At 67.7% G+C, this 16,322-nt stretch carries 15 protein-coding genes and 2 pseudogenes; 8 read left to right on the top strand and 9 right to left on the bottom strand.

Annotation, left to right across the window (positions count from 1 at the left end; genetic code table 11):
- Positions 1 to 63: 63 nt before the first annotated feature.
- Positions 64 to 1,518 (bottom strand): M20 family metallopeptidase, encoded by a 1,455-nt coding sequence (locus tag F3J14_RS10085; RefSeq protein WP_011659327.1) that lies wholly within the window; start codon positions 1,516 to 1,518, stop codon positions 64 to 66.
- Between the two features lies 1 nt (position 1,519).
- Here F3J14_RS10085 and F3J14_RS10080 point away from each other — a divergent pair, with 1 nt between their 5' ends.
- From F3J14_RS10080 to F3J14_RS10070, 3 genes are all read left to right on the top strand, one after another.
- Positions 1,520 to 1,921 carry a hypothetical protein gene (locus F3J14_RS10080; RefSeq protein WP_166722843.1) on the top strand — a complete coding sequence of 134 codons (402 nt, stop codon included), beginning with the start codon at positions 1,520 to 1,522 and terminating at the stop codon, positions 1,919 to 1,921.
- A 164-nt stretch (positions 1,922 to 2,085) separates the two neighbouring features.
- Positions 2,086 to 3,612 (top strand): arginine/agmatine antiporter, encoded by a 1,527-nt coding sequence (gene adiC / locus F3J14_RS10075; protein WP_006758159.1) that lies wholly within the window; start codon positions 2,086 to 2,088, stop codon positions 3,610 to 3,612.
- Positions 3,613 to 3,614: 2 nt separating this feature from the next.
- Complete coding sequence (locus F3J14_RS10070; RefSeq protein WP_166722842.1) at positions 3,615 to 5,954, top strand: Orn/Lys/Arg decarboxylase N-terminal domain-containing protein; 2,340 nt, start codon at positions 3,615 to 3,617, stop codon at positions 5,952 to 5,954.
- 66 nt (positions 5,955 to 6,020) lie between these two features.
- Here F3J14_RS10070 and F3J14_RS10065 read toward each other — a convergent pair whose 3' ends face one another.
- Entirely contained in the window at positions 6,021 to 6,749 is a 729-nt protein-coding gene (locus F3J14_RS10065; RefSeq protein ID WP_166722841.1) for a hypothetical protein, read from the bottom strand.
- A 167-nt stretch (positions 6,750 to 6,916) separates the two neighbouring features.
- The gene (gene ftrA, locus F3J14_RS10060; protein WP_166722840.1) at positions 6,917 to 7,891 is read right to left on the bottom strand and encodes a transcriptional regulator FtrA; all 975 of its coding nucleotides are present in this window, start codon (positions 7,889 to 7,891) and stop codon (positions 6,917 to 6,919) included.
- A 111-nt stretch (positions 7,892 to 8,002) separates the two neighbouring features.
- Between ftrA and F3J14_RS10055 the strand changes: the two genes are divergently transcribed.
- Complete coding sequence (locus F3J14_RS10055) at positions 8,003 to 8,422, top strand: rhodanese-like domain-containing protein (protein ID WP_166722839.1); 420 nt, start codon at positions 8,003 to 8,005, stop codon at positions 8,420 to 8,422.
- Between the two features lie 90 nt (positions 8,423 to 8,512).
- A complete protein-coding gene (locus tag F3J14_RS10050; protein ID WP_006751398.1) occupies positions 8,513 to 8,839 on the top strand; it encodes a superinfection immunity protein in 327 nt (108 codons plus the stop codon).
- A gap of 15 nt (positions 8,840 to 8,854) precedes the next feature.
- On the opposite strand, the gene F3J14_RS10045 is transcribed toward F3J14_RS10050, so the two are convergent.
- The 6 genes and pseudogenes from F3J14_RS10045 to F3J14_RS10025 form a co-directional block, all read right to left on the bottom strand.
- Positions 8,855 to 10,036: a cytochrome P450 gene (locus tag F3J14_RS10045; protein WP_166722838.1), complete on the bottom strand. Its 1,182-nt coding sequence runs from the start codon at positions 10,034 to 10,036 to the stop codon at positions 8,855 to 8,857.
- Between the two features lie 163 nt (positions 10,037 to 10,199).
- Positions 10,200 to 10,463: a YodC family protein gene (locus tag F3J14_RS10040; RefSeq protein ID WP_166722837.1), complete on the bottom strand. Its 264-nt coding sequence runs from the start codon at positions 10,461 to 10,463 to the stop codon at positions 10,200 to 10,202.
- A 334-nt stretch (positions 10,464 to 10,797) separates the two neighbouring features.
- Positions 10,798 to 11,658, bottom strand: coding sequence for an isocitrate lyase/phosphoenolpyruvate mutase family protein (locus F3J14_RS10035; protein WP_166722836.1), 861 nt, complete (start codon positions 11,656 to 11,658; stop codon positions 10,798 to 10,800).
- A gap of 129 nt (positions 11,659 to 11,787) precedes the next feature.
- Positions 11,788 to 11,942 (bottom strand): annotated as a pseudogene (locus F3J14_RS35615) (GNAT family N-acetyltransferase); the annotation flags it as partial.
- A 7-nt stretch (positions 11,943 to 11,949) separates the two neighbouring features.
- Positions 11,950 to 12,810 carry a MurR/RpiR family transcriptional regulator gene (locus F3J14_RS10030; protein WP_166722835.1) on the bottom strand — a complete coding sequence of 287 codons (861 nt, stop codon included), beginning with the start codon at positions 12,808 to 12,810 and terminating at the stop codon, positions 11,950 to 11,952.
- 55 nt (positions 12,811 to 12,865) lie between these two features.
- Positions 12,866 to 13,219, bottom strand: a complete 354-nt coding sequence (locus F3J14_RS10025) for a NirD/YgiW/YdeI family stress tolerance protein (RefSeq protein ID WP_166722834.1) — start codon at positions 13,217 to 13,219, stop codon at positions 12,866 to 12,868.
- Between the two features lie 226 nt (positions 13,220 to 13,445).
- On the opposite strand from F3J14_RS10025, the gene F3J14_RS10020 reads away from it, so the two are divergent.
- From F3J14_RS10020 to F3J14_RS35610, 3 genes and pseudogenes are all read left to right on the top strand, one after another.
- Positions 13,446 to 14,108, top strand: a complete 663-nt coding sequence (locus F3J14_RS10020; protein WP_006753954.1) for a response regulator — start codon at positions 13,446 to 13,448, stop codon at positions 14,106 to 14,108.
- Entirely contained in the window at positions 14,105 to 15,481 is a 1,377-nt protein-coding gene (locus tag F3J14_RS10015) for an ATP-binding protein (protein WP_166722833.1), read from the top strand. Before F3J14_RS10020 ends, F3J14_RS10015 begins: the two co-directional genes overlap by 4 nt.
- A gap of 137 nt (positions 15,482 to 15,618) precedes the next feature.
- Positions 15,619 to 15,708, top strand: a pseudogene (locus F3J14_RS35610) (antibiotic biosynthesis monooxygenase); the annotation flags it as partial.
- Positions 15,709 to 16,322: the final 614 nt, after the last annotated feature.

Genomic DNA, 16,322 nt, shown 5'->3' with positions numbered 1-16,322 from the left:
GTCAGGTCAGGCGGGATCCGGTCGGGTCGGGTTGGGTCGGGTCGTGACAGGCAGCGCGAACGCTCAGCGCGCGGTCGCGATCACGTCCGCGACCGCCGCGGTGAGCTTCTTCGCGTACGGCACGTGCAGGAACTCGTTCGGGCCGTGCGCGTTCGACTTCGGCCCGAGCACGCCGCACACCATGAACTGCGCGGACGGGAACCCTTCCTGCAGCACGTTCATCAGCGGGATCGTGCCGCCGAGGCCCATGTACGCGCAGTCCGCGCCGAAGTGGCGTCGCGACGCCGCGTCGAGCGACGACGCGAGCCACGGCGCGAGATCCGGCGCGCTCCAGCCGGTCGCGGCGCCCGCGTCGGGCTTGAACGTGACCTTTGCGTTGTACGGCGGATCGAGTTCGAGCAGTTCCTTCAGCTGCTGCACGGCCTGCGCGGCGTCGACGAGCGGCGGCAGGCGCAGCGACAGCTTGAACGCGGTGCGCGGACGCAGCACGTTGCCCGCGTCGGAAAGCGCCGGCAGGCCGGCCGCGCCCGTCACCGACAGCGACGGACGCCACGTCGAATTCAGCAGCGCCTCGCGCGGATCGGTCGTGGTCGGCAGCACCGGTTTGCCGTCCATCCCGCACGCCCACGGCAGCCCCTTCCACACGGTGTCGCCGAGAATCGCGGCGGCCGCGTCGGCTTCGCGCACGCGGCTGTCGGGAATCTCGCAATGGAACACGCCCGGCAGCAGGTTGCCGTTCTTCGCATCTTCCAGGCGTTCGAACAGCTGACGCATCACGCGGAAGCTCGACGGCGCGATGCCGCCGAAGACGCCCGAGTGAACACCTTCCTCCAGCACCTCGACCTGCAGGTCGCCGGACACCAGCCCGCGCAACGAAGTCGTGAGCCACATCTGGTCGTAGTTGCCGGCGCCCGAATCGAGGCACACGACGAGCGACACCTGGCCGAGCCGGTCGCGCAGCGCGTCGACGTACGGCAGCAGGTCGTAGCTGCCCGACTCCTCGCAGGTTTCGATCAGGCCGACGCAGCGCGGCCGTTCGACGCCCTGCTCGTCGAGCGCGCCGAGCGCCGCGAGGCTCGCGTAGATCGCGTAGCCGTCGTCCGCGCCGCCGCGGCCGTACAGCTTGCCGTTCTCGAACTTCGGCGTCCACGGGCCGAGGTCCGCGCGCCAGCCGTCGAATTCGGGCTGCTTGTCGAGGTGGCCGTACAGCAGGATCGTATCGGTGCTGCCCGCGCGCGTCGCGGGGGTTTCGAAGAAGATCACCGGCGTGCGGCCGGGCAGGCGCACGATTTCGAGCTTCAGGCCTTTGACCGGCTGGCGTTCGGCCCACTGCGCGGCATCGGTGACGACACGTTCGAGATACCCGCGCTGCGCCCAGTCGGGGTCGAATGCGGGACTCTTCGCGGGGATCGCGATGTAGTCGGTCAGTGCGTGGAGGATTTCATCGTTCCACTTGCGCTCGACGAAGGTAACGAGCTTGTCATGGTCGAGGACGGGGGTAGTGTCGACGGAGGTCATGATGGGTGCCTGGATCGGGCTGATGAAAAACCGGATGATACGCCGATGGCCCTTCGGCCGGGGTCTTTCCGCGCCCGCTTCCGCGTCCGTTTCGGGCCCGTTTCCGCTGCTGCTCGAACGCGTCGCCGCGCAGCAGATTCACCGGTTCTTCCGATACAAGAACAAGAAGCGTATTAGCCGGCGGCACGCCTTTAATGCGCTCGACAATAATCAATCGACTCGATCACGATTCGACGAATCATTTACGTCACGAACTGATTTAGCCGATTCGTCAAGAATCGATTATTCGCCGGCGGCCGATCCAGCCGACTTTCGATTTTCCGCCTCCGTTGCCGCCCGCGCCGGCCCCGTCGCATCGCGCCGCCGATTCGGCACCGCAATGCCGGCCAACCCATTTCAATGACATCGATCAACATTTAACTCATTAAATGTCGGCGTTTACCATTAAAAAATCGATGAGCGATATACCATGACGTCGTTTAATAAAACGGCGATCCATTCCGGAATCGTCGACCGGCGCCGGGCCGCGCCACCTCAATCGCATCACGTCCACTCAAGGAGCCCCGCATGTCCGATGCCAGCTCGTCCTCCTCCCGCTCCGCCGCCGCGCCAGCCGCGATTTCCGCGCCGAAAATCGGCGTCGTCCCCGCCACGCTGATGGTCGCGGGCAACATGATGGGCTCCGGCGTCTTCATGCTGCCCGCGAACCTCGCCGCCACCGGCGGCATCGCGATCTTCGGCTGGCTGATCACCGTGGTCGGCGCCGTGTCGCTCGCGCTGGTGTTCGCGAAGCTCGCGGCGATCGACCCGGCCGCCGGCGGCCCGTACGCGTATGCGCGCAAATCGTTCGGCCCGTACATCGGCTACCAGACCAACCTGATCTACTGGCTCGCGAACGTGCTCGGCAACGTCGGCCTCGCGGTCGCCGGCCTCGGTTATCTGACGCACTTCTTCCCGGTGCTGCGCGACCCGCTCGTGTTCGCGCTCGCCCAGATCTTCGTGATCTGGCTGTTCACCTACGCGAACATCCTCGGGCCGAACGTCGTCGGCCGCGTGCAGTCGGTCACGACGATCTTCGCGCTCGTGCCGATCCTCGGGATGGCCGTGTTCGGCTGGTTCTGGTTCAGCAAGGACGTGTATTTCGCCGGCTGGAACGTGTCGGGCGCGAGCAGCTTCAGCGCGATCGGCGCGACGCTGAACTTCACGCTGTGGGCGTTCATCGGCGTCGAGAGCGCGTCGGTGTCGGCGGGCGTCGTCGAGAACCCGTCGCGCAACGTGCCGATCGCGACCGTCGGCGGCGTCGTGCTCGCGGCCGTGTGCTATGTGCTCAGCTCGACCGTGATCATGGGGATGATCCCGAACAAGGCGCTGCTCGCGTCGAGCGCGCCGTTCGCGGATGCCGCGCGACTCGCGCTTGGCGACACCGCCGCGAACGCGGTCGCGATCTGCGCGGCGCTCGGCTGCCTCGGCTCGCTCGCGGGCTGGACGCTGCTGGTCGGCCAGACAGCGAAGGCCGCGGCCGACGACGGCCTGTTCGCCGGCGTGTTCGCCCGCGTCAACTCGAAGAACGTGCCGTCGGCCGGCCTCGCGATCGTCGCGGTGATCATGTCCGTGCAGGTGCTCGCGACGATGTCGCCGAGCGCGAGCGAGCAGTTCGGCAAGATCGCGTCGATCGCCGTGATCATGACGCTGTTGCCGTACATCTACTCGTGCATCGCGATCAAGGTGCTCGGCTACGGCAAGATGCCGTCGCACCAGTTCACCTTCTACACGATCGTCGGCCTGATCGGCGCCGTCTACGCATTGTGGGCGATGGTCGGCTCCGACGGCCAGCAGACGCGCTGGTCGCTGATCTTCGTGATCGCGACGATCGTCTTCTACGAGCTGTCGATCAACCGCCAGCGCGAAATCGAGGAAACCCATGTCCATCCGGGCGGCCGTTCGCCGCGCTGGGTGCGCTATCTCGCGCTCGGCGTCACCATCGTCGCGCTCGTCGCGACCTTCTGGATCTCGGTGGGCCGACACGAGGCCGACATTCTTCACGCCCGCTCGCCGGCCGCGGGCGTCCAGGCAACCCAGCAAACGGGGGAATAACCATGACCGCTACCTTGACCCAACCGGCGTTTCGCCGCCTCGGCATGAAGGCGCTGCTCGTGCAGCACGACATCGACGAACGCACGGCCACCGGGCGCGCAGCCACCGCCCTCGCCGAAGAATTGCGCACCCGGCTCGTCGACGTCGTGATCGCGACGTCCGCCGAAGACGCGCGCGCAGTGGTCGACGCCGATCCCGCGATCCAGTGCCTGCTGCTCAACTGGGAGCTCGGCAACGATCCCGATCATGCGCCCGCGCAGGCCGTGCTCGACGCGATGCGCGCGCGCAATGCGACGGTGCCGGTGTTCCTGCTCGCGAGCCGCGCGAGCGCGGCCGCGATTCCCGTCGACGCGATGCGCAAGGCCGACGACTTCATCTGGATGCTGGAGGACACCACCGCGTTCATCGGCGGGCGGATCGTCGCCGCGATCGAACGCTATCGCGAGACCGTGCTGCCGCCGATGTTCCGCGCACTCGCACAGTTCTCGCGCGTGTACGAATACTCGTGGCACACGCCGGGCCACACGGGCGGCACCGCGTTCCTGAAATCGCCGGTCGGCCGCGCGTACTTCGAATTCTTCGGCGAAGCGCTGTTCCGCTCGGACCTGTCGATCTCGGTCGGCGAACTCGGCTCGCTGCTCGACCACTCGGGCCCGATCGGCGAAAGCGAACGCTACGCGGCGCGCGTGTTCGGCGCGCACCGCACGTATCACGTGACGAACGGCTCGTCGATGTCGAACCGCGTGATCCTGATGGCGAGCGTCACGCGCAACCAGGTCGCGCTGTGCGACCGCAACTGCCACAAGTCGGCCGAGCATGCGATGACGATGTCCGGCGCGATTCCGACCTACCTGATCCCGTCGCGCAACCATTACGGGATCATCGGGCCGATCATGCCGGAGCGGCTCACGGCCGCCGCCGTGCGCCTCGCGGTCGACGCGAATCCGCTCGCGCGCGGCCGCGACGGCATCGATCCGACGCCCGTGCATGCGCTGATCACGAACTCGACCTACGACGGCCTCTGCTACAACGTCGCGCGCGTCGAGGAACTGCTCGGCCAGAGCGTCGACCGGCTGCATTTCGACGAAGCCTGGTACGGCTATGCACGTTTCAACCCGATCTACCGCGACCGTCACGCGATGCACGGCGATCCGTCGCAGCACGACGCGAGCAAGCCGACCGTGTTCGCGACGCAGTCGACGCACAAGCTGCTCGCCGCGCTGTCGCAGGCATCGTTCATCCATGTCCGCGACGGCCGCAACCCGATCGAGCATGCGCGCTTCAACGAGGCGTACATGATGCACGCGTCGACGTCGCCGAACTACGCGATCATCGCGTCGAACGACGTAAGCGCCGCGATGATGGACGGCCCCGGCGGCGAGGCGCTGACGACCGACGCGATCCGCGAGGCCGTCTCGTTTCGCCGGATGCTCGCGCGGCTGCACGCGGAATGCGAGGAGAACAACGACTGGTTCTTCAACGGCTGGCAGCCGGACACCGTGGTCGATCGCAAGACGGGCCGGCGCGTGCGCTTCCATGAAGCGGACGAAACGCTGCTCGCCGCCGATCCGTCATGCTGGGTGCTGCATCCGGGCGACACATGGCACGGCTTCGGCGAGATCGAGGACGACTACTGCATGCTCGACCCGATCAAGGTATCGATCGTCACGCCAGGCGTCGCGCCGCACGGCGGCTTGATGCCGGTCGGCATTCCGGCGTCGGTCGTCACCGCGTATCTGGACCGGCACGGGATCGTCGTCGAGAAGACGACCGACTTCACGATCCTGTTCCTGTTCTCGCTCGGCGTGACGAAGGGCAAGTGGGGCACGCTCGTCAACACGCTGCTCGACTTCAAGCGCGACTACGACGCAAACGCGCCGCTCGAACAGGCGCTGCCGGAACTCGTCGCGCGTTATCCGGACCGCTACGGCAAGCTCGGCCTGCGCGATCTGTGCGACCTGATGTTCAGCGCAATGAGCGACCTGAGGACGACCGAGATGATGTCGCGCGGCTTCTCGACGCTGCCGCAGCCCGACTTCAGCCCGGCCGAGGCGTTCGAGCATCTCGTGCACAACGACATCGAGATGCTCCAGCTGTCGGAGATGGCGGGCCGCACCGTCGCGACGGGCGTCGTGCCCTATCCGCCCGGCATTCCGCTGCTGATGCCCGGCGAGAACGCGGGGCCGGCCGACGGCCCGCTGCTCGGCTACCTGAGGGCGCTCGAGCAATACGACCTGCGCTTTCCCGGCTTCACGCACGATACGCATGGCGTCGAAGTCGAGGATGGCGTTTACCGGATCGCATGCATCCGGCAAGTCGATCGCAAGACGAACACGCGCTGAGCGTGTGCGTCGCGACGCCGCGCCGGCAACCCGCGGCCGGCATCGCGACGCTGGATGACCCGCCGGTTATGCCGGCAGTCGACCGACCCACGCGGCAAGCTGCGCTTCGCCGTCTTCATCGAGCTTGCCCTTCAGTTCGCCGTACCACGGCGCGATCGCGTCGGCCGGCTGCGTGGCCTTCAGGATCTCGAGACTGTTCTCGAGGAATGAAGAAAAGAACGGAATGCCGCGCAGATGGAGGAAGGTCGAGTCGGTGATGCGCACGTGGCCGTACACGTCGCGCACCCATGCGAGATGCGGCAGCGCCTCGCGCAGGTGGCCGCTTTGCATCAGCGCGGAGATGAAGTTCACGCGCGCGGCGACATCCGACTGCTCGTGCGTGTCGTGATTGACCTCGGCGGCCTTCTGCAGCCACGCTTCGCCGCGCTCCACTTCGTCGCACATCACGGATGTCGTCGCGAGCTGCACCGCGTTGTGCGCGCTCGGCTCGTGGTCGAACAGCGCGAGCCAGTACGGAAACGCTTCCGGGTAACGCTTCATCGCCGAGTACGACAGCGCACACAGGCGCGCCGCATCGGCGAGCCGCTCCGCATGCGGCGCGGCGGCCGCGATCGCGGCTTCGTGCCGGCCGGCCTGGAATGCCTTCAGCGCGGGCGCGAGTTCCGGTGCGATGTCGGGGCCGTCCTGCCCGGCCGCGTCGGGTGCTTCCGGCGCGTCCGGCGCTTGCGTCGAAGGTGCGGGCGATGCCGCTTCGTCACGCGGTTTCTTTCCGAACAGCTTTCCCAGCAGGCCCATGGTGATTGTCCTTGTCGTTGTGAGGGGTCGATGGCGGCGCCCTGCAGCGGCGCGGAATGCGCGGCATGCGTGGATCACCGCACGGCGACCGCCATCTTACGCGCGCTCGAAGTCGACTAGAAGCGCCCGACGGCCGGGCACCGCTGTTGCAGGAGCAGACACGACGCTCACGCGTCCGTGGGCCTGACGCCGCGATCCATCCCGCGCCGGTACGCGGCGGGGCTCGTTGCCGCGACGCGCCGGAAATGCCGGCGCAGCGACTCCTCGGAACCGAACCCCGAGCGCGCGGCAATCTGCGCAAGTGACAGCGCGGGATGCGTTTCGAGCATGTCCTTTGCGATATTCACGCGCTCGCGGATCAGCCACATGAGCGGCGACATCCCCGTCGCATCCGCGAACTGCCGCTGCAGTGTGCGCGTGCTCATCGCGGCCTGCGCGGCCAGCGACGCGAGCGTGTGCGGTTCGGCCGCATGCGCGCGCATCCAGTCGATCAGCTTCGCGAGCCGGTCGCCGCCGCCCGGGGCGACCGGGCGCGGCACGAACTGCGCCTGGCCGCCATCGCGATGCGGCGGCAGCACGAGGCGCTGCGCGACGCGGTTCGCAATCGCACCGCCATGATCGCGGCGCACGAGATGCAGCAGCATGTCGAGCCCCGCGGCCGAGCCGGCCGACGTGACGATCTGCCCTTCGTCGACGTACAGCGCGTCGGGATTCACGCGCAGCGCCGGATAGCGCGCCTGCAGGCGCTCGGCGTAACGCCAGTGCGTCGTCACGGTCAGTCCGTCGAGCACGCCGGCCGCTGCGAGCACGAACACGCCCGAGCAGATCGAACAGAGCCGCGCGCCGCGGCGATGCGCGGCACGCAGCTTCTTCAGCAACGGTTCCGGCGGTAGTTCGTCCGGATCGCGCCAGCCGGGAATCACGATGGTGTCCGCGCGATCGAGTGTCGCAAGCCGGTACGGCGCGGCGACCGTGATGCCGCCCGCCGCGCGCACGGGCCCCGGCTCGCTCGCGCACACCGCGAAGCGATACCAGTCGACGCCGAGTTCCGGGCGCTCGAGCGCGAACAGTTCGACCACGCAGCCGAATTCGAAGGTGCAGAGGCGATCGTAGGCGAGCGCGACGACGAGATGATTTTGCATGGCGCGATGTTACCGGAACTTGTCGATCGCGCCACTGCCGGAAAAGGCGGCGAACCGCGATACTGCCCTTCATTCCGGCGCATTCCGCGCCGTCCTCATGGAGCGCCTTTCATGTCATACGTAACCGACGTACCCGCCGCCGATAACGCCGCCGCCCTCGCGCACTTCGAAGCGTCGCTGCGCTTCGAGACCGATTGCTGGGACGTGCACGACGCGCTCGCGTCCGGCGCGCCCGATTTCGTGCTGCTCGATGTCCGGAGTCCGGAACTGTTTTCCGCCGGCCACGTGCCGGGCGCACGCAACCTGCCGCACCGCAAGATCGTCGCCGGCAAGCTCGCCGAGCATTCGGCCGACACGCTGTTCGTCGTGTACTGCGCGGGCCCGCACTGCAACGGCGCCGCGCGTGCGGCGGTGCGGCTCGCGCGCCTCGGCCGCCCCGTGAAGCTGATGATCGGCGGCGTCACCGGCTGGCTCGACGAAGGTTTCGCGCTGAGCAACGATGCGGCACTGAAGGACGTCGCCGCTCGCTGATCGTCACTAAAACCGCAACAATCAATTGCCAGCACACAACCGGAAAAAGCGCGACAATCAGCCTCATTGCAGTTCGGATGGAGCAGCAACATGCAACACGCAGTCCTGATTCAGGTGGCCGGTTCGGTCGCAGCGATCGCGCTCTATTTTCTCCCTGCCGTCGTCGCCGACCGGCGCGGCCGGCACGACAAGCTGATGATCGCGATGTTCAACGCCCTGTTCGCGTGGACGGGCATCGGCTGGCTGATGACGCTGTACTGGGCCTGCCAGCCGAACCCGCAAACCGACGTCGCGCAAACCATCCTCGCGAAGCGCCGCGGCAGCAGTATGCGGACCTTCTCGACCGGTCTCGTCGAACGCGTGCAGCGCCGCGTCGCCGCCCAGGAGCAATGGGCCGAGAAGCAAGGTTGCCGCTAAGTCCCGCTATTCCGCTTACCTCGCCGGGCCGAACTTCGGCATCCTGACGTTGGTCGAGGCCCGGTAGTCCCACACCAGCCCATCGCGCGGCGCCTCCCCGCCCGCGCGCAACCATGCCCCGAATGCCCCGGCCGTGACCGCCCGCGCGATCCGCTCGCCCGGGCAGCCGTGCGGCCCCGTGCCGAATCCGAAGTTCGGCCCCGGCGCGCGGCCCGGCAGCAGCCGATGCGGCTCGCGATGCACGGCCGGATCGCGGTTCGCGGCCGCCAGCACGACCAGGATGGCTGCACCGGCATCGACGGTCACCCCCTCGATCGTCGTGCGCGACGCGACGAAGCGGCGCGTGTTCTGCACCGGCGAATCGAATCGACCGACCTCGGCGACGAATGCATCGAGCGCGGCGGTGTCCGGCATTGCGCGTTCGCCACCCGCCACGTCGTCCGCCGTACCGTCCCAAGCAACCAGCACATTGCCGAGCCACGCGGCCGTGGCCTCGCACGTCTGCGACAGCAGGCCGACGAGATTCGCGACGAGCGCACCACTCGCGTGCCAGCCGGCGGCATCGGCCGCCTGCTGAATCGCCGCGACCCATGAGCCGTCCTGCGCACGGGTGCGCGCGACGCGCTCCGTCATCCGGTCGAGCAGTTGCCGCGCGGCTTCACTCGCGCGGGCCAGCGCCGCGTCGTCGGACAGCGGCGACAGCGCGGCGACGAAGTCGACCACCAGCGCGGCGATGTCGTCGAGCTGCGCATCGTCGAAACCGAGCAGATCGGCGACCGCGCAAACGGGCACCGACAGACACCACGCGTTCAATGCATCCGCGTCATACGGCGCGCGCAGCCGGCTGCCGGCCAGCTGTGCGGCACGCCAGCGCAACGCCCCTGCATCGATCGGCGCGCACGCCGCGCGCAGCGCCTGCTTCGGCGCGTCGTGCCGCAATGCGCCGTCGTTCATGCGCACCAGCTCGCCGAACAGCGCGCCTGCCGTCGTGCCGCGCAACGCCGGCGGCACCGGCGCATCGAGTGGCCTGACGCGGCATGCCGGATGGCCGAGCACGGCGGTCACGCTCGCCGCCCGGCTCGCGACCCACAGGCCGAGCGTGGCGTCGAACGCGAGCGGAGGGCCGTCGACGAGCGTCGCGTAATAGGGATAGGGATCGCGGTGTGTCACCGCAGCAATCGGATCGGTCGGGTTCATGCGTGAAGTATCGGCGCGCCGGGCCGCCGCATGTTTCCGGATGACGTGAAATGTCGAGGTTGCCGCGGGGGGCCGGCTGTGCGGCCGCTGCTGCACAGCAGCATACGGGCGGCAAGCGGCGCCACGCCGTAATGGATGCGGCGGGATGCGACGGGCTGCGGCGTCAGGCCGCCGACCGGTAGCGGTGCGCCAGCATCCGCAGACGGACGCGCCCGGCGGAAATCGCGCGCGGCTCAGCCACCACCGTCTCGTGGTGAAACATTTCCTGCCGGAAGTGGCCGCTCTCGTCGAACCACTGGCAGATCAGCCAGTCGGCATCGTCGAACACGACCGGCCCGGCGTAGGTGACGGTCATGCGTGGGCCGCCGGTTTTCAGCGTCACGACATCGCCAACGCGAAAGCCGCGGTGATTTTCTCGGATTGTCATCGCTCTCTCGATTTTTTAGTTATTCATTTTCCAGCGGCCTGCCGACCGCTCCCTCGGATAGGCCGCAGATTACCAATCCGAAATATAACCGGCAACTCCCGACACCAAAAAAATTATCGCTCGGAAAATCGCAACAATACGGGGCATCGGTACACCTGACGGGCATCTGGCACCCATAACCGGCGCGGCTTGTGCCGGCTATGGTCGGCCGACCGGAATGCGGAGAATAAACGATGTATTTCTCGACGTCATCGCGACTTTAAATCAGTCGCGATTTCGGTTGATTACGGTCAATCGATTTTCGGCTGGAAACGTTCCCACGTTTTATCGGCCGTCATAGTGGAAAATGAACATGTGCATTATCGGGCGCCGAAAACCACCGATCGAGGTCGCGGCCCGACACCGCCGCCTGCGCGAACGTAAATGTGCCGTTGCGCGCCATTTCCGTCGCGGCGCGCAGGAACGCGCCGAGCGCGGCCCGCGCCAGTGCGCCGCCGACGCTGACACGCTTCACACCGAGCGCCGCGAGCGCATCGAGGCTCAGCAACTCGCCCTGCAGCCCCATCACGACATTGACCGGCGCACCCACCGCGCGCGTGACCGCCGCGATGTCGTCGGCGTCGCTCAGGCCCGGCGCGTACAGCACGTCGGCCCCCGCGTCGCGGTACGCGACCAGCCGCGCGATCGTATCGGCGAGGTCGCGGCGGCCGTGCAGGTAGTTCTCGCAGCGCGCGGTCAGCGTGAACGGAAACGGCAACGCGCGCGCCGCGTCGACCGCCGCCGCGATGCGCTCGACTGCCGCGTCGTGCGGGTAGATCGGCGTGTCGGCGCGGCCGGTCGCATCCTCGATCGAGCCGCCTACCGCGCCGGCATCGGCCGCGAGGCGGATCGTCTCGGCGACCGTGTCGGGCGCGTCGCCGAAGCCGTTCTCGAGATCGGCGCTGACCGGCAGGCCGCCCGCCGCGACGATCTCGGCGATGTGGCCGAGCATTTCGTCACGGCCAATCGCGTTGTCGGGCCGCCCTCTCGAATAGGCAAAACCGGCGCTCGTGGTGGCGAGCGCGTCGAAGCCGGCCATCGCGAGCAGCCGGGCGGAACCGGCATCCCACGGGTTCGGGATGATGAAGGCGCCGGGGCGCGTATGCAGCGCGCGGAAGGCTTCGGCGTGGCGGAACTGCACGTTGGAATCGGACATCGCTGTCTCCTTGGAACGGGAGATATCAGCATAGGCGCGCGCGGTACCGCGACGGTTCGCGCCGCGGTGAAATGTCGATGTGGATGCCAGGACCTCGCGTGCGCGGTGCGCCGCCGGTCATGCCGCCGCTCAGGAACCGAGCTTCTTCGTCAGGAGAATATGCGACTGCGCGGCCGGACAGTCCGGCGGTCCGGCTGTTCGCCGAAGCGGACATAACCGAGCTGCTCGCAGAACGGCCGCACCTGAACGCCGAACGTGTCGAGCATTGCGCCGTGACAGCCGCGCGTGCGGCTACACGACATACGCGCCCTTCGCATGCAGTTCCGCTTCGGTGCGCTCGAGCGCCGCGACCGCATCGCTGCCTTCGAGCGCGAGCAACTGCGCGACCAGCGCTTCGGCCATCGCATGCGCGGCGACCAGCGACGGAAAGAACGACGGGCTGTCGTGCGTGAAGATCAATTGCGCGTCCGCATGCAGCGCGATCGGCGACACCGCGCTGTCGGTGATCGCGACGATCTTGCTGCCCTGCGCCTTCGCCGCCTGCGCAACGCGCGTCGCTTCCGCCGAATACGGCGCGAAACTGATGATCACGGTCACGCTCTGCTTCGCGATCGTGCGCAACTCCATCTCGAGCGAGCCGGCGACGCCGTTGAGCAGCGACACGGTCGGCCGGAACAGCCGGTAGCCGTACACGAAACCGAACGCGACGGGATAGCACGACCGGAATCCGGCGACGTGCACGTGCGATGCCTTGCGGATCAGCTTCGCCGCGTCGGCGAGCGCGTGCTCGTTCTGCGCGGCGGTGGCGGCGAGATTGTGTTGCTGGGCGGCCAGCAGGTCATGCGCGAGCGACGCCTTGGCGTCGGGCCGCACGAGCGAACGCGCACGCTGCGTGAGCGGCTCGGGACGCGTGCGCACGCGCGCGACGCACAGGTCGCGCAGCTCGTTCCAGCCGGGGAAACCGAATTGCTGCGCGAGCCGCACGAGTGACGCGGGTTGAACCTGCGCGCGCTGCGCGACCTTGCGCATCGACGAGGTGGCGACCTCGTCGGGATGATCGAGCAGAAATGCAGCGCCCGCCTGGAATTGCGGGCTCAGTTCGGAAAATTGCGCCCGGATCCGGGACGCGAGTTCATCGAAATTGGCAGCCATCTGGGTGAGAACGGGAACCGGACGTCCATGGTATCACCGGCCCCGCGCGCACCGGTCAGCGCAGCACTTCGACGTGGTCGGCATCGACCTTCACACGGCCCGACCATTTGCGCTCGAACTCGCCGGTCACCTTCACTTCGTTCTTGTCGCTGACGGGCTGGCCGGCGGCCCACAGCTTGTGATCGATCTCGACGCGGATCGTGCCCGTCGTGTCGGCGAACTCGTAATCCTCGCCGCCGACGTGCTTGACGATGCGCCCCTGCAACTGCACGTGCTGATCGTCCTTGCCGTTCGCGAGGAGCTCCTTCACGGTGGTCGTCGTCAGCGCGGACGGCCCGGTGTATTGCGCATAGACGGCAGCCGGCAGCACCGCCAGCGCGACCGCCAGGATTCTGGTCAGGTGTTTCATGATTGCGATCCTCTTGCTTGATGGGACGCCGCGCCCCGTTGAACGCGACGGCCCAAGATTACGGACCGTAAGATTAAGCGAGCCTGAAGGGCGTGCCGACGCGACACGGCGCCGCATAGGACGCGTACGAAAGCGCGGCCGCCACCGCCGTTTAAGCTCGGCCTAAGACACCTGCGCTTATCATGGAAACCCCGGGCGCCCGTGCCCGCCAACAGAACACGAATCCATGCGCGTACTGCTCGTCGAGGACGATCCGCTGATCGGCAGCGGGCTCGAACAGGGCCTCAAACAGGAAGGCTTCGCGGTCGACTGGGTCAAGGACGGCGACGCCGCGTCGCTCGCGCTGCGCTCGACTGCCTATGGCCTCCTGCTGCTCGATCTCGGGCTGCCGAACCGCGACGGCCTGTCGGTGCTCGCATCGCTGCGCCGCCGCGACGAAACCCTGCCCGCGATCATCATCACCGCGCGCGACGGCGTGCCCGACCGCATCGCCGGCCTCGACAGCGGCGCCGACGACTACCTCGTCAAGCCGTTCGTGCTCGAGGAACTGCTCGCCCGCATCCGCGCGGTCAACCGCCGCCATGCGGGCCGCGCGCAAACGACGCTCGCGATCGGCCCGCTGCGGCTCGATCCGGTCAAGCACCTGGTCTGGCTCAACGACGACGAAGTCACGCTGTCGCCGAAGGAATTCGTGCTGCTGCACGAGCTGATGCGCGACCCCGGCGCGGTGATCTCGCGCGAACAGTTCGAGGAACGGCTGTACAGCTGGGGCGAGGAAATCGAGAGCAACGCGGTGCAGGTGCACATCCACAACCTGCGCAAGAAACTCGGCCACGACATGATCCGCACGGTGCGCGGCGTCGGCTACCGGATCGGTGACGGCGCATGACGCGCGTGCGACTCGCGATCGAGCGCTGGCGCAGCGCGTCGCTGCGGCGGCGCCTGTTGATGTGGCTGCTGCCCGCCGCATGCGTGATCGGACTGGTCGCGAGCGCGGGCACCTACTGGGGGGCGCTGCGCGAGCTCGACGATCTCCTCGACGACCAGATGCGCAGCATGTCGAAGCAGATCGTCGTCGGCCCGAACGGCGAGCTGTCGTTTCGCGACCATGGCGACGGCAAGCACGACTTCGAGGCCAGCGATCCCGACGCCGTGCTGCTGCAGGTCTGGCGCAACGGCACACTGGTCTACTCGACCGATCGCGAGTCCGCGCTGCCGCCGCCCGCGCAGACGGGCGTCGGCAGCGTCGACGTCGGCGGCCAGCCGTGGCGCACCTATGTGACCGAACGCGGCGGCACGACGATCCGGCTCGCGCAGGCGCGCCATGCGCGCTGGGAAGCGATCGCGGGCATCGCGGTGCACCTGCTGTGGCCGGTGTTCTCGATGCTGCCGGTGCTCGCGATCGGGCTGTGGTTCGGCATCGGCGCGGGGCTGCGGCCGCTGCGCACGATCGCATCGGGCCTGAAACGCAGGAATGCGAACAATCTCGAACCGGTCGACGTCGCGTCGATGCCGAACGAGGTCCGGCCGCTCGCCGAAGCGATCAACGACCTGCTCGCGCGGCTCGACCGCTCGTTCACGCTGCAGCGCCACTTCATCGCCGATGCCGCGCATGAGCTGCGCACGCCGATCATGGGGCTGTCGATCCAGTCGCAATTGCTGCGGCGCGCGGCGAGCGCCGACGAACGCGAGCAGATTCTCGCGCAGATCCACGCGGGCACGACACGCCTCGGCCACCTCGCAGAGCAATTGCTGACGCTCGCGCGCCTCGAACCCGATGCGCAGGCGGGCGCGTCGGCCTCCACGCCCGTCGATCTCGCCGCGCTGTGCCGCTCGGTGGTCGCCGACCGCACGCGCGTCGCCGATGCGCACCGGATCGACCTCGGCGCGATCGTGTCGTCGCCGGTGATGGCTGCCGGCAATATCGATACGTTGCGCGTACTGCTGAACAACCTCGTCGACAACGCGATCCGCTACGCGGGCAACGGCGCGCGCGTCGACGTATCCGCGCGCCTCGATGGCGCCACACCGGTGCTCGAAGTCGCCGACGACGGCCCCGGCATCCCGGAAGCCGAGCGCACGGAAGTGTGGGAGCGCTTCTATCGCGGCGAAGGCGCGCAGGCCGCCACGGCGTCAGGCAGCGGACTCGGGCTGTCGATCGTCAAGCGGATCGCCGAACAGCATCGCGCGACGGTCGCGCTCAGCACGACGCAAGGCGGGCGCGGGCTGACCGTGACGGTGCGCTTTCCCGTGCCGGCCTGACGCACGCTCGATGCGCGGCTTGTCCACAGATTGTGTTGGCAAGCTTGTGGACAACCTGCCGCTAACGGCAGCAAGCCATTGATCCGAAAGAACTTGGCGATCGTGCGCAGCGAATGCGCCAGCCGGGGTGAGCCTGCGTCGCGAAGCGCTCGGCCTATCCGTCGTCCGCCGTCGCGAGTCCGCACTTGTTCCAGAAAGTCGCCGTGGCGGGTATTGGCACCGCCTGAGCCAATGCATGAGCCGGCGCGCCGCGTACGGGTGGCACGCTGTGCGGTGCGACCCGATCGCGACGCGGAGTTCTCCACAGAAAATGTTGGCAAGCTTGTGGATATCCTGCGCACCACAACGCTAAGCCCTTGATCCGACGGACTTTGGCACGCGTGATGCAGACGCGGCGCGCAACGGGCCGTCACATGCGCCGGTTCGCCGCACATCGCATCACGATGCCACGTCGGCGCCCCGGCGACGCACGACGCACGACGCGTGTCGTCCATCACTTACCCACAGATTTTGTTGGCAAGCATGTGGATAGCCTGCGCATATCGCGATCAAGCGCTTGATCCGAAACGCTTTGTCCGCATCGCTTCGAATGCGGCACGCGGCGGGCGATGGGGCCACCGGCGACCTGCAAAGCACTGCTCGCGCATCGTCACGTGATGCGCATCGCCGCCTGTCGCGCGCGCCACGCCGCTTGTCCACAGATTTTGTTGGCAAGCATGTGGATAGCCTGCGCATACCGCAATCAAGCGCTTGATCCGAAAGACTTTGTCCTTGCAGCTTCGAACCGTGCAGGCAGGCCCGCACAACGCCTGCCGCATGCGATCGCGGCGGTCGCCGCGCG

Source organism: Burkholderia sp. Tr-862, assembly GCF_011753085.1.
Lineage (GTDB): Bacteria > Pseudomonadota > Gammaproteobacteria > Burkholderiales > Burkholderiaceae > Burkholderia > Burkholderia ambifaria.
Note: the sequence above shows the minus strand (reverse complement) of the source record. Positions and strands in the feature narration are given on the sequence as shown.